Below are 13,738 nucleotides of genomic sequence, written 5' to 3'. Positions count from 1 at the left end.
CGCAAGAAAGCTCTACAGTTGAATTTTAGGCGCAAAGAAGCTCGAGAGCAGCCTCGTGCCAAATATTCTTGGCTTTCAGGAATTGAAGTCGCTGCTGTGATGCTGAGCTTGTGTAACGACCAACAGTTATGGCGAAGAGATTTCTGATTTTACCCATGAGCGCCAGAACATTCTGAGCACTAGCTGGTGATTTGAAACGAATGAGGCATTTTTCTTTCCTCCTGGTGGGTTGATGTGCATTCTCAGCTCGGTTATTGAGCCCTTTGTGCGACCGATGTTCTGTGCCTTTGCTCATCTCTTGAATGGGCTTCCTGTAGCTTCTTGGTTTGTCTGTCACAATGACGCGTGGTTTGGAATAGGAATTTAGTAGGCGAGATAGGAAGCGAATAGCAGCCTTTTTGTTTCGACGTTTTTGCAGGAATACATCCAGCTCAAAGCCTTCCTCAACTACTGCACGCCATAAATAATACACCTCACTGTTGATGCGCAGTCGCTGCTCATCCAAATGCCATTTATCTGAAGGCTTGGGCTCTCGCTTCTTTATCACATCCTTAAATTGAGAGCCAAACTTCATGCACCATTGACGTACCATTTCATAACTCACCTCAATGCCTCGATACAGGAGCCGCTCTGATACATCTCGATAACTGTCATTAAACCGATGATAACTCCATACCGCAATACTAATAATCTCTAGCGGATAACGATATCTTTTCGGCTTTGTCTTTAGCATCTTTGTCTCCGAGTTAATCGAACTCAGTTTAGCTCAAAGTTAAGTTGACGATGCCAGCCTGCCACCGCAGTCAAATGGGCAAAGTTGGCCTGCGCTTAGCTGTTCCAAAGTAATATGGTGTTCGACTGCATTGTTGTAGGCTGTATGTGGTAGTCTTCCATGTCCTTTGGGGGCTTTGGGCTCATGGCTCTCATTATTTGATGTGCTGGGTGTAGGCTCTTCTGGAGCGGTGTTATTCTGTTCTTTTTTTAGAGAGTTGTCTTGTTGTTTCGTAGCCTTATTCCCATTGCCAAAGATAAGACGTTTTAAATTGGATACAGTGATTTTATGCTCGACCAATGCCCTGGGAATCCAAGAAGCCAGGTTAATACACCCAATGACAAAAAGTTTTGTTTCCTCAGATAAGTTTGATGATTGCACTAATGCAATGATTTGCTCAATCTCATCTTGTGATTTTTCAATGACCATTGGTAAGTCTTTGGCTAGTGTCATTTAGTAACCATGCTCCTCTTGAGGGTAGCAAGATTAACTAGCAGTTGTAATAAAATTAATAGGTTAATTGAGGAAATAATCAATCCACTCTTATTTGCTGTAAAGTCAAAAATGTTTAGAACCACTGTCCTTTGAAAACAAAGTTATAATCTAACCAGCTCATCTTTTAATGGCAAAGAGCATTGTTCTGTCCATTTTCATTCTTAGAAAATAATTCATTAATTACATTAAAAAGCTCAAGAGCTAAATATAGCCAACCAGCCACAGTTGGTATAAGAAAAGCAAAAAACAGTATTCCAGCAGAGTTGGCTAAATCCTTGCCTTGTGATTCTCCTTGCTTTTCCAACAAGGGACTGAAAAATTGAAGGCGAGATTTATAACGTTCTATGGTTTTGTTACTTATTGAAACTTCAGCGTCATTATTATAAAACTCTTGTGTTGCAAGATTTTGAGAAATGTCCTCAGAAGTTTCTGTATTGTCAGCTTGATTAACAGCTCTGGTATTATTTGCAACAGTGCTTTCAATAATCGCCTTACCAGTTGTCTTTCTCATGGCTTCCTTGAATCTCGAGTGATCGGCTTCTGGTAAATCGCCATATGCTAATTTCTCGCCAATTAGAGGGAGAGTCCATTTGCCATTCAAGACACCGGATTTATAATGGGGCTGTAGTTCTGTATCTGAAATCAGAATCGCTCCTCCACCTCTTGACTGGTAGCCATCTACAAATGGGTGTGGCAGGATAGTTTGGAGGATGGAAATTTTTTTTCCTAGAATGCCCTCATGGAACACTCTGTGTGCCTTTTGCCTTATTTGAAGATCTAGAATTGGGTGCATCTGGAGGGGATTTTGCGGGTCTCTGAATTTTTCTGGAACCTCTGCTCCTTCGCGGTATTTCACTCCTGAACCAGGGTAAAGATGCATCCGATCGTTTGCTGGGTTACTTTCTTTATCCATAGAAACCAATAAGTAGGCTCCATCCTCAAATACCCCAACATTGTTGCAAACAAACTCACAAAACTCTCTACGGAACTGAATTATTGCACGAGTCCGAGTAAGTCCATCCTTGTCTAAAAGTTTCGCTGAACTGTCTACTGCCTCGGTGGCATTAACTATCTTCTTCTCTTTTACCAACTTTGTCGGAGGCAACAGGAGTGATGGTGATGTTTTTGGAGAACGCTTGGAGTCTTCATAGTAAGAAGAACTTGAGGAATCTGAAAATTCTAAATTTGCTGTAGCTATATCAATTTTGCCCAACATTATATGCCCATGAATGAACTAATCATAGGGTAAATTATATCTGGATAATATTTAACCAATTGTTAAATGCAACTCTTTTTAATTAATGCTCACTATTTTAAATTTCAATAAATCCCATAATAAAGGAACTATTCGTATCGGAGATGTTGAACTCATTAATCGTGACCTTGCCTATTATATAGTCTATAAACTATATAATAGGGTTGTCCTTAATCACACACGCTTGCCGCAACCCCAGTATCAATTTCAATCATCGCACCTAGGTGATGCGAGCGGTCAGGGTTGTGAGCTCCCTCCTGCTCGATCTACCTTTTTCGCCTTGAGAAGTTCTTTCCCTAACTGATAATGCAGCTTTTGTTCGGCTGGGGAGATTCGCTAACAATAATTTGAGCTTCCTTACATTCTTCTAATAAATTAAGGCAGTATTTTCTTTTTGCTATTGTAGTATGATGAATAAAAGAAGAAGGTAGACACCCTTTTTTTTGAAGGAGCTGATCTCCTTCTTCTAGCAGTTTATTGCAGGCATCTTTGATAGACAGTTCCTCATATTTATGAGGTATTCCAATGGTATTTCCAACACAGTTCTCTAACCATAAGGTAAGAGTGAACTCATTCGGGTCAATTTTATTGTAAGTATAAAAATCTTTAACTAGCATGTTAGATTCTAGATTGGCGCATATTTTCCCAAACATTATTTGTTCTCCAAAAATTAAATTATCTAGTACAAGGTTTTCGACTCTTTTGCACTAACTTTCGGAGTTTAAAAAAATTACCTTAAAGGAAAATTAATTTCTCATGAGCATTTGGAATGGTAGATTCCAAACGAGAAAGATCTCTAGCTATGAAGGTGTTTGTTTAATAGTAATGTGGTCTCGTTACCTATCTATATGCAGTTTTTGATATCCCGGTAAAAATTTTCGTGAGTCCCTAATTGTAGCAAGGTCAATACGATCTCTTAGGGAGTTGAAGTCCAATGGGTCTTTGTTTCTTAGCTCAATAATCAAACAAACTTGAGGATTAGTCCTGTACCTTGGTTAGTATGTCTGTCCCGTGAATTTGAAAAGCGGACTATGCCAAATAAGTACCCAAAAAAGAAAGGTAGGGAAGTACCGAAACAGCACTATAAGATTGATAATTGGTCCGCCTATAATGATTCTTTGCGTTGTCGAGGAAGTATTGCGGTTTGGCTATCAGAGGAGGCCATATACCAATGGTATGAGCAAGGCAGGATATATGATGGTACCGGTTCGCCCAAACGTTATACTGATTTTGCCATCATCACGTGCCATGAAATACGCCAAGTGTATCGGCTGCCGTTACGACAAACGCAAGGTTTTATTAATTCCCTGTTTCAGATAAGGAGATTAGACTTGGAATGTCCTGATTTCAGTACCTTAAGTAAAAGGCTTAGTGCTTTAAATATCAACACCCCAAGATACAAAAAGACAGACAAACCTATAGATGGCATGCATGCAATAGCCATTGATTCTACGGGGTTAAAACGATTTGGTCGTAGTGAATGGCATAATGAGAAATATGAATTATCAAGCAAAGCAAGCTGGCGAAAATTTCATGCTGCAGTCAATCAGAGCCATTATATAGAAGCGTGTGTTCTGACTGATAGATTTGAAACGGATGATCAGCAGGTTGATGCTTTACTGCACCAAATCGATGATGTTGTTGACCATTTCACAGGTGATGGTGCTTTCGACAAGACACCGGTTTATGAGTCGATTCTTCAACACTCACCTAATGCTGATGTGGTTGAGGTCGATTCAGAAAACGGAAATTAAAGCACGCTAAGCCGGCTTCAAAGGTCGTAATGGTCTGAATTTACCCCTAAATGAATGTTTTTCTGGCGAGAGAGGCATGGCGATAAAATCATTATTGTGAGCGCAAATGCAAATAATGGCCTAGTGTAATGAAATGGACTCCCATTAAAGCCGATCCAAGCCGACCCGATTGATATAAATTACTAAAACTCATTAAATCAATCGAGTCAGATTCCATTAAGTGTTATCTAAGAGATGAAGAGCTAACTTCCAAACTTGTGCCAGAGATTGGAATAATTTTATCTTTTAAAACGCTCAAATTTATATTTGAGCATTTAATAACAGGGACTTGATTATCTCTTCTTCTTGAGACAAGCACATTGCCTACTTCCGACTCTCGCAGTTTTGCTGCAACTTTTTCTGCTTCATTCATTAGCGGAATTTCTATCCAACATTCTAGATTATTTTGCGGATTAACTTTCCAACCATTTACTTGAGTTAAAGTAAATAAATCTTGTTTTAATTGCTCTTTTTGCGGGCTCGTTAAAGTTGTTGGAATAAAGCTGCGGTTGATTGATTGTATTTGCGCATTCTGGTCTAGTTTTTGTTCTTCTCTTACCAAAAAATTAAGCATACCTTTAAGAATAAATATTACTTTATCTTCTAGAGTAGAAAGGGTATAAATTTCAGGGTTCCATGAAAACTGATTCATCGTATCCTGATAATTATTGATATCAAGTGTCGGATTCTTAGCTTGTAGTATTTTAAGTTGACGTACTACATTGCAGCGCAATGTGATCGTTTCCTCAAGCTTTGCATTAGCAAAGGGACTAATTTTTGTATCCAAAATTCGTTGATAGATATGGTTGGCGAGCGGAGTCCTGGTTTCATTAATTTTTTCAATAGCCATCGAGTAAGAAGAGGAGCTTAGATCTCTTTCTCCTGGGTTCCTCATTAAAATACTAGGTTGTCCGATTGATCTTAAAAAGACGTTCACTAGACATGTGGCAGTCCGGCCATTTGCATTGCTAAAGGGATGGATATCAGTAAGCTGATAAAACATCTCAGAAAGAAACTGCGAAACAGCACGCAAATCCTGTTTATCGCAACTTTTCCATTGAGCAAGGGTTGTTTTAGCAAAATACTCCATCGCTGCAGGGATATCCGCCGGATCTCTGCAAATTGTCGCAATTTTACTAACTAAGGTTTTTTCGTCCTGGGTAAGTAAATCAGTTAAATATGCTACAGCTAATTTTTCCATAGTCAGTGTTGCTATATCACCATTGATATATTGTAATTGGGAAGCGCGAGGCTTTATATTCGGATCATTTTTTAAACGCTCTAAAAGATTAATAAATTGAATCACTTCTTTTTTGGTAAGGTGAAGTTCGCGTGTTAAGAGTTCCATAAGGAGAGTTCTTGGATTTTTACCGTTTAAACTTGAATGTTGCATTTTATGCAAGGTGAAGTAAGTTAATCTATCAGTCTCAGTAGAAGGATTCCATCTTATAATTTGCTGGACAGCATATTTTCCTGATTCATCGTTTGTTATTTCTAAAAGGGTTTTACCAATAAATCCGTGTAATTGTTTAATAGAATTTATTAAAACGGTTTCATTGATTTCATCATCGTCCATTCTAGAAAAAATTGGAACTAAGCTATTTTGAGCAAATAAATAACCCTCTAACATATCTTCATATTGACCAGCGGCAGGATATAGTTGATCTTCCGGTAATCCCCCCGAAAAATAAGTGATGTCAAAAGTAGAATTTTCTCATACGCTATATTGGAGGAGATTCTTCATGAAAAGATCAAAATTTACAGATAGCCAAATTCTGTCGATTCTAAAACAGGCTGAAGGTGGCACCCCTGTTTCAGAACTCTGCCGAGAACATGTTATTAGCGCTGCTACATTTTACAAATGGCGAGCTAAATTTGGAGGAATGGATACATCGATGATGTCGCGGCTAAAAGAGCTGGAAGCTGAAAATAGCCGGCTTAAAAAGATGTATGCAGAGGAACGATTAAAAGCAGAGATACTCAAAGAGGCCATTGAAAAAAAGTGGTAACACCGTCACGCCGACGAGAATTGGCGAGAAAGGCGGTGGCTAATAAGGATATTTCAATTCGCTTGTCGTGTGAGTTATTTGGTCTCAGTCAGACCTGTTATCGGTATCAGCCACAATTAGATGATGAAAATGTAATCATAGCGGATTGGTTGATGCGTTTAACCGAGAATCAACGTAATTGGGGTTTTGGCTTATGTTTTCTCTATTTGCGTAATGTGAAGGGGTTTGTTTGGAATCACAAACGCGTTTATCGAATCTATCGGGAATTAGAACTCAACATGCGGATAAAACCCAAAAAACGGTTAATAAGGGAAAAGCCAGAGGCATTGGCGGTACCAACTGCAATCAACGAATGCTGGTCGATGGACTTTATGCATGCTCAGTTAGAAGATGGTCGGAGTTATCGGTTATTTAATGTGCTCGATGATTTCAACCGCGAAGGTCTTGCTATCGAGGTTGATTTATCTTTGCCGGCAGAGCGGGTCATACGAGCTCTTAATCAAATCATTGAATGGCGTGGCAAACCCCGGCAAATACGTTGTGACAATGGCCCTGAATATATCTCTAAGTTGCTAGAACAATGGGCTGATAAAAATCAAATACGATTGGTCTTTATTCAACCAGGAAATCCACAGCAAAATGCTTATATTGAACGGTATAATCGCACTGTTCGGTATGATTGGTTAAGCCAATATTTATTCGAATCTATTGCTGAGGTGCAACTACATGCCACACAATGGTTATGGACATACAACAATGAACGTCCAAATACTGCTATTGGAGGCATTCCTCCAAGGCAAAAATTGGCACTAGTTGCCTAATCCTCTACTTTTAACTTCAGTTAAAAATGGGGGGATTACCTTCCCACTTTGTAGAGCCAAGGAAAAATCTCGGAGAGCCCTCCGGATCAAAACCGTAGATTAATGCCTGATTGAACTGTGTTAATTGTTGAAGCTTAGTTTGAAATGTTAGAGTAGAATCTGACCTTGAGTACATATATTTTACCAGTTTGCCAAAATTATTGGCATTCTAATTATATATATCACAATAGTTCAAGAAATAATTCAAATATTTGTTGCGACGCAGCTATACAACTAAACCAACGATGAATGTTTATTTTTCTAAAAGCCTAGGCAGCAGGCTAGTTATCGCTTCTATAAAATGGAAGTGCGTTAATTGTATATTAAAACAACATCTTATTAGATCATCACCCTGGTTATTTTTTGATATCCGAATAAATTCTTTTAATTTTGCGTAAAGAGGTGTTTCTATTAGGGGTTCTTTTCAGGAAGGTACGAAATTTCCCAGAACACCCTTATAGCCCTTTATCAGTCTAAGCTGTAGCGAATAAATGGAGTTTTTTATTTACTAGCAATTTGTATATAACATCATGTAAATTAATATTTTTTATATTATTGTGAAATTCATATATTTAATCATGTTAATTTGTTGCCATCTCACTAGAGATAATGGATTTGTTTTATGTTTTATATAAGTTGCTCCCAGGCAGACAAGCCATCGATTTGTGTGCCAGTCTCTGTTCGTATTAAGTTAATCGGTTTATTCCCAGACAGTTTTCCTATCATCATGGCAAGATCTTGCGAATGTGTGGTCACCCATATTTGTGAGTATTGAGAAGCTACGGCTATTAATTCAGCAAGCGGTTGCATGAGTTCAGGATGCAGGCTCGTTTCAGGCTCATTCAAAGCAAGCAAGGTCGCAGGTCTTGGACTTAATAAGGCCGCAATCAAACATAAATACCGTAATGTTCCATCCGAAAGCTCTCTGGCTTCCAGAGGTCGCAGGATACCTGGCGTTTGCAACTGAATGTCAAAGCGTGTTTTATTATCAACGTTTATGATTAATTTTGAACCTGGGAAGGTCTATCCACGGACTCAGCCAGCAGTTCCCTGTTACCTGTTTCAATAATGGTCTGCAAGGCGGCTGCCAGATTATAACCATCATTACCTAAAACCTGGGTTCGAGTTCCAATTTGTGGAGTTCTTATGGATGATTCATGGTCTGTTCGAAAATGATGATAAAAACGCCATTTTTTAATTTCCTTGCTTAGGGCAAATAGCTCAGGATAAAGATGGGGATCCTGTAATTGCGATAACACAGATTCTGATTGTGACAAACCAACAGGATAGGAAATGTGTTGACCATCTTGATTGGTGATCCATGCGCTACATACTTTTCTCTCGATTAACATACTGGAAGGCCGCCGGGTCTCTCCAAACCATACGTACTCTTCCTTGACTTCTGGATCAAGACCAAACATGGATGCGAAGGTGCTGGTAATCCACAGGCAATTTCATAGTTGGGGTGTGACAAGCAACGGAATGAAAAGATACTCTAACGTCAAATTTAGTTCTATAGTCATCCATTAAATATAAATTTAAATCAATGAAACGCGCTTATAAAGCGATAGCTAACAATAAGTGATAAAAGTAAAATTATTAATTTTCAATGCCTTAATTGCTTAGAGTATCTTTTCATTCCGCTGTTTGTCACACCCCATTCTCATTTAAATAAACGTCACTAAAAAGGTTTCAATTAGGCCTAGAGCTCCGGAGCTCGCGCCCTGACGCAAAATTGGAAGAATCATACAGGGAAATCTCCAATAAGGGGTCGTTTCAGAAAATGGAAAATAAAGCACGCTAAGGAAATATTGGAGCAATTCAAGATAATCAGGAAACTGGCGCAGCACTGATTGTGGTCGGAGTATTATGTTCATTTGTAACAAATGATATGCTTTTAGGGAGAGTATTACGGTATGTTTCAATGGACAAGATCTGTCATTTAAGGTGTTGCGTTAACCTGCTCCAGTATTTCGTTTGCTAATCAAGAGCTAACCTGCCCCAGTGTAAATTCAATCAAGAGTGAGGGGTTAACAGGAGCTTCTGTGTTTATTTACTATAATGCCTGCGTTTTCAAGAAAAAGGAGACCGTATGCCTCGACGCTCGATCCTGTCTGTCACTGAGAGAGAAAATTTATTGGCATTGCCAGAATCCAGAGATGAAGGCCTAATGTAATGAAATGGACTCCTCTCCTAATCGAGGCATTAGTATTGCCTCGATTAGGAGAGGAGTCCATTTCATTACACTAGGCCCAGAAAGGACACCATTTTCCCAAAAGGAATAAGCTATTCCTAACATTCATATCTATTTAACTTTACGATAACTAGCATAAGAATATACTGAAATTAATTTCAGATTCTTATGGGAAAGCAGTAATTATGCCTAATTCAAGTAATTCGTCTTCACTAATTAAACAGGCTGCTAGTACCCTACATGATAGCAATAGAGCTTTACTTAAAGGTTTACTGTCAAATAATTTAATTAAAAAGCTTCTTTTAGCTGAAGATCATTTGGGTCAAACATCAAAAAATTTATTATTAAATAACATGGATTTGCTTGTTAATTACCAAAAGGAAACCGGAGGAAAAATAATTTTAATATTGGAACACATCCCTTCGTACCTTAATCCTCAGCTTAGAGAATCCTCTGAAAAAATGTTAATTGCCTCAAAGTTCAACATGCAATTAGAAACTCGTTATACCGAAATCGGAAATATTGCCCGATTAGCTATTTCTAATGGCATTGAGGTACGAGGTGGGGAAAATGAGAAAACTAATTTTAGATCTGTCGTCAGAGACGGGATTAAGTTAAGAATAAAAGAAGGTAATGAAGCATTTACAGAAGAGATTACTAAAGTAGAGAGGGAAGAACCCGATGCTTTGATAATATTCTTGGGTGGGGCCGCTCATATTCCCACAATGAATATTAATGGTGAATTGGTTACTGGGCTACAACAAAGGGTTTCGGTTGGCGAAGATACTTTTAGCTGGTTAGTTATTGATGTAGATGAGAATGATGATGTTTATTTGCAAGATGAATTTGATAAAAAAAATCACACTCATTATTTAGCAAATAGCTTTGCTCAAACTACTAGTTTCAATCTTGTCTCGAGAAAAGATGAGGAGATGGAAAGATATAGAGAAAAATATGATAAAGCAAAGCAACCAAATGATATTCAAATTAAACCAATTAATATTGAAGAGATGCCTGAACAAGAGTTAGATTTTAAAATTAATTACTAGGCCTGGGACTAAAGATCGGTGCTGGCAAGTTCAGACCGCTACGACCCCTGCAACCGGCTTAGCGTACGATTTTTTGCGTTTTCTGAGACGACCCCTATAAGACCGCTCCGATATTAGCTTCATCGCGGCATCAAGTAAGGCTCTCATGCTCACTCCTGTCTGTAAAGAGATTAAAAATTAAACATGCCCCTTTTTTACTAGGATCCCTGTCAGGGGGCATAATGCACCTCTGCTCAAACAGAGGGCATCCATCTAACCATCATTGTTTTCAAAGTATTTAGCAGACTATTCACAAAGTTATCCACAGAATTTGTGGATAAAAAAACATGCTATTTTAAAAGCAATGAATACCAACAGCCCTTATGGATAAAGAACTTAGCAGAATAAGTAAATGATGATGTATAGAAAAAGACGAATTGGTAAAATAAAATATCCACATCGTCTACGAATGGAGATTATCGGTCGAAGATGATAACAAATAAATAATAAAAAAACAGTCTTGACTATCGATTAATATTGATTAATTTTTTCTCCATTAATGTGACTGACGGCCGAGAAATATTAAAATAAGTTAAGAATTCTCAAATCAGCTAAGTAGGGAATGGTGAATCAGTAAACTTGGGGTATCAACCCCATTCATGTCAAAATTTACGGTTTGAAGTCTAGACCTACACTGCAACCTATCAAACACCTACTTCTATATTAAATTGAAGGGCTATAGCCGGTACTTAGAGAATATAGTTAGTAGACTGAATAGATGTTTGAATAAATAAAAATATAAAAACAAATCTTAATAGGAAGACTTTTTTATAAAAAAGCGTTTATTAGTTTTGCATTCAACGCGTTTTTCTAGCCCAAACCGTAAATTTTGACATGAATGGGGTCGATACCCCCTTCTTCTCCAAAAAAACTATCGATTTGTGTTCAGCATCACAAGAATCACTGTTCAGCTTCGCAGGAATCGGTGTTCAGAATCAGCAAGAATATGCACTCCGTAATGAGTTCCTGTTTTCTACCAAATAAAATAGTTGTTGTTGCCCTATTTTATAAATCAATATTCTCGCATTTATCGTTATTTTTCTGCTCACATTAAGTGATTTTATAATTCGTTTGTTGATAATATTATTTGATTCTATCTGTCAAATTGGAATACTTAAAAGTGAAACATATAACGGGACGTTAAGAGCAAATAATGAAATGCAATTTGATAATACTTTATATTCAATTTAATTAATTCACACCAATAATATGTTTAGATGGACTCGGCTTTATTTTTTTAATGTTCATATTTTTCTTCTTGCAATCTTTCCAGTCTTTGTCTTTTGCAAAGATCATGATTGATGATTCTTCAAAAAAATAGTCAATATCAATGTCAGCCCATAAGCAATAACTCTTTATTTCAGAATAGATTCTCTTGCTTATATCGATTTTAAATTTTTCTTTTTTTTTGTGGATTATTAGCGGTAATTAACGCCATAATTTTAACTCCTCAGTTGTGTTAATATCGATTGCTAAATGGGTCATAACTGCTGCTATTGAATGTTGAAAGACGATGATAATCACTATTCCAATAATCGTTTCTGTCAGATGCACTGGAACCCATGGAATTTCCCATGCTGTCTAATGCACCAATCATTGGAAGTCCTGTTGCGGGATTATACTGTGTTTGGTTTGATTCATTTTCAAAAATTATTCTAGCATTTTTTGCGCATCTGGCATTAAAAATAAAGATGGCGATAAAGCAGATAATAAATAAGATGGCGATTATCATTTAAAAACTCCTTTTTAAATTATTTAGAACGATGTTAAAAAACATCATCAAACGAGTCAATCACAAACGCGCAATTGATTCGCGCTTAAAATAATCAAACAAAAATTACAAAAGAAATCATGGCAAATAACAATACAACAAAAGCAACTTCTAAAAGCAAGCACACCTTTCGCAACTGTGTTGATTTATATAACCATATGATAATTAATATATTTCTATGCTTAAAATAAGCATCTCCCATAAACCATAAGAAATTGCTCTATTTATAAGCATGCTGCAGTATGCTTATATGCACATAATGTAGTATATAATAAATTTAAAGCTGTATGCAAATATGCATACTAATTTATTTTTATCCTTGTTAATAAAGTATTTTTAAAGTTAATTTAATAGTTAAACAAATATATTGTATAATAAGTAGTATGCAATATTGCATACTGCCTAATTTCATCAATTACAGGACAAAATATGGCTCGAATTACGATTACCATGCCGGATTCCCTTCATGCTCAGGTACTCAAGTTTTCCAAAAAGGAACAGCACAGCGTTTCTTATGCTGTTTCAAAATTAGTGGAATTAGGCTTACTTGTTGCCAACAATAAGAACCAAAATAAAGACGAGCAGCCCTCAAAAATCGAAGAGCACTGTAATAAATTAATAATTCAAATCAATGGAATTCTTAAAGAATTGGCCACGGATAATTTTGAGTTAAGTCCTGAAAAAATCGCAAAAATAACCCAGGAAACCATGGACAAATATAATGAGTTGATTGCTAAATAACATAGATTATGTTTTGATTTTAAACGGATGGATACTAATGGAAATCTCTCCGTTCATTGAAAAAATACTATTTTATATTGATTGATTTCTTTTTAAATTAATCATTAATAAATGGATATTTGGCAATCATTTTTTATGCACATCTTTATAGACTAGCATTTCCAATAGTTTCTCCTCTTTTTCGGGAACAAATCCACAAGTTTGACACCATTCTTTGGGATTATCATAGGTGCCAAATAACATATCCCACCATACGATATCACCGTAATTGTTTTTATGTTGGTTGAATTGATGATGGATTCGATGCATCTCTGGGCGTTGAAATATATATCCTACCCACCTAGGTGTTCTTATATTGGTGTGGTAGAAAAACTCGCCTATCGCAGTACAGGGGGTATAAACAATACCCGCTTCAATGGATAGACCAAGAACTGTATATACAAGCATACTGCCAATGAGAGAGTTCGCAATCATTTCGCCAGGATGCTTGTAAAATGAAGTGATAACCTCAAGTCGTTGTGGACTATGATGGATCTGATGAAATCCAACCCATAGAAAATCAAATTCATGACGAGCTCTATGCCACCAATAAAACACAAATGTTGCGATAAAATAAGCAATTAAACCACCATGGAATGGTGGCAAATGACTTAAAATATGGAAAATTGACCAGGAACAAAACCACTGCTCCCAGGTATAACCAGCCAATGTAAGAACGCCAATTTGTATTAGATTAATCAGTACCACTCTTATAGGCCAT

12 protein-coding genes and 1 pseudogene are annotated in these 13,738 nt (G+C 37.1%); 4 read left to right on the top strand and 9 right to left on the bottom strand.

Annotation, left to right across the window (positions count from 1 at the left end; translation table 11 throughout):
• Positions 1 to 25 precede the first annotated feature (25 nt).
• From BN1094_RS18225 to BN1094_RS18205, 4 genes are all read right to left on the bottom strand, one after another.
• Entirely contained in the window at positions 26 to 733 is a 708-nt protein-coding gene (locus BN1094_RS18225; RefSeq protein ID WP_044012699.1) for an IS6 family transposase, read from the bottom strand.
• A 39-nt stretch (positions 734 to 772) separates the two neighbouring features.
• Entirely contained in the window at positions 773 to 1,225 is a 453-nt protein-coding gene (locus tag BN1094_RS20160; RefSeq protein WP_245614416.1) for a hypothetical protein, read from the bottom strand.
• A 166-nt stretch (positions 1,226 to 1,391) separates the two neighbouring features.
• Positions 1,392 to 2,483, bottom strand: coding sequence for a hypothetical protein (locus tag BN1094_RS18215; RefSeq protein ID WP_044012696.1), 1,092 nt, complete (start codon positions 2,481 to 2,483; stop codon positions 1,392 to 1,394).
• A gap of 335 nt (positions 2,484 to 2,818) precedes the next feature.
• The gene (locus BN1094_RS18205) at positions 2,819 to 3,175 is read right to left on the bottom strand and encodes a hypothetical protein (RefSeq protein ID WP_052403387.1); all 357 of its coding nucleotides are present in this window, start codon (positions 3,173 to 3,175) and stop codon (positions 2,819 to 2,821) included.
• A 378-nt stretch (positions 3,176 to 3,553) separates the two neighbouring features.
• Between BN1094_RS18205 and BN1094_RS18200 the strand changes: the two are divergent.
• Positions 3,554 to 4,249: pseudogene (locus BN1094_RS18200) on the top strand (IS5 family transposase); the annotation flags it as partial.
• 250 nt (positions 4,250 to 4,499) lie between these two features.
• Here BN1094_RS18200 and BN1094_RS18195 read toward each other — a convergent pair.
• Positions 4,500 to 5,945 (bottom strand): Fic family protein, encoded by a 1,446-nt coding sequence (locus BN1094_RS18195; RefSeq protein ID WP_044012689.1) that lies wholly within the window; start codon positions 5,943 to 5,945, stop codon positions 4,500 to 4,502.
• A 112-nt stretch (positions 5,946 to 6,057) separates the two neighbouring features.
• Between BN1094_RS18195 and BN1094_RS18185 the strand changes: the two genes are divergently transcribed.
• Positions 6,058 to 7,145 (top strand): IS3 family transposase gene (locus tag BN1094_RS18185; RefSeq protein WP_099908999.1). Its coding sequence is split into 2 segments (ribosomal slippage): positions 6,058 to 6,319 and positions 6,319 to 7,145, totalling 1,089 coding nucleotides; the frame shifts between segments, so codons are not numbered across the junction.
• A 666-nt stretch (positions 7,146 to 7,811) separates the two neighbouring features.
• On the opposite strand, the gene BN1094_RS19055 is transcribed toward BN1094_RS18185, so the two are convergent.
• Positions 7,812 to 8,147: an AAA family ATPase gene (locus BN1094_RS19055; RefSeq protein WP_176695323.1), complete on the bottom strand. Its 336-nt coding sequence runs from the start codon at positions 8,145 to 8,147 to the stop codon at positions 7,812 to 7,814.
• A gap of 38 nt (positions 8,148 to 8,185) precedes the next feature.
• Positions 8,186 to 8,536 (bottom strand): AAA family ATPase, encoded by a 351-nt coding sequence (locus tag BN1094_RS19050; RefSeq protein WP_052403384.1) that lies wholly within the window; start codon positions 8,534 to 8,536, stop codon positions 8,186 to 8,188.
• 1,027 nt (positions 8,537 to 9,563) lie between these two features.
• Here BN1094_RS19050 and BN1094_RS18175 point away from each other — a divergent pair.
• Positions 9,564 to 10,427, top strand: a complete 864-nt coding sequence (locus BN1094_RS18175) for a hypothetical protein (RefSeq protein ID WP_044012688.1) — start codon at positions 9,564 to 9,566, stop codon at positions 10,425 to 10,427.
• 1,498 nt (positions 10,428 to 11,925) lie between these two features.
• Here the strand turns inward: BN1094_RS18175 and BN1094_RS18170 are convergent.
• Positions 11,926 to 12,198, bottom strand: a complete 273-nt coding sequence (locus tag BN1094_RS18170; RefSeq protein ID WP_141650516.1) for a hypothetical protein — start codon at positions 12,196 to 12,198, stop codon at positions 11,926 to 11,928.
• A 468-nt stretch (positions 12,199 to 12,666) separates the two neighbouring features.
• Here BN1094_RS18170 and BN1094_RS18165 point away from each other — a divergent pair, with 468 nt between their 5' ends.
• Positions 12,667 to 12,978 (top strand): hypothetical protein, encoded by a 312-nt coding sequence (locus BN1094_RS18165; protein WP_044012686.1) that lies wholly within the window; start codon positions 12,667 to 12,669, stop codon positions 12,976 to 12,978.
• A gap of 126 nt (positions 12,979 to 13,104) precedes the next feature.
• Here the strand turns inward: BN1094_RS18165 and BN1094_RS18160 are convergent, their stop codons facing one another.
• Positions 13,105 to 13,725: a sterol desaturase family protein gene (locus BN1094_RS18160; RefSeq protein WP_218054629.1), complete on the bottom strand. Its 621-nt coding sequence runs from the start codon at positions 13,723 to 13,725 to the stop codon at positions 13,105 to 13,107.
• Between the last annotated feature and the right edge of the window lie 13 nt (positions 13,726 to 13,738).

The organism is Legionella massiliensis, from assembly GCF_000756815.1.
Lineage (GTDB): Bacteria > Pseudomonadota > Gammaproteobacteria > Legionellales > Legionellaceae > Tatlockia > Tatlockia massiliensis.
The sequence above is the reverse complement of the archived record's forward strand: the minus strand, read 5'-3'. Positions and strand labels throughout refer to the sequence as shown.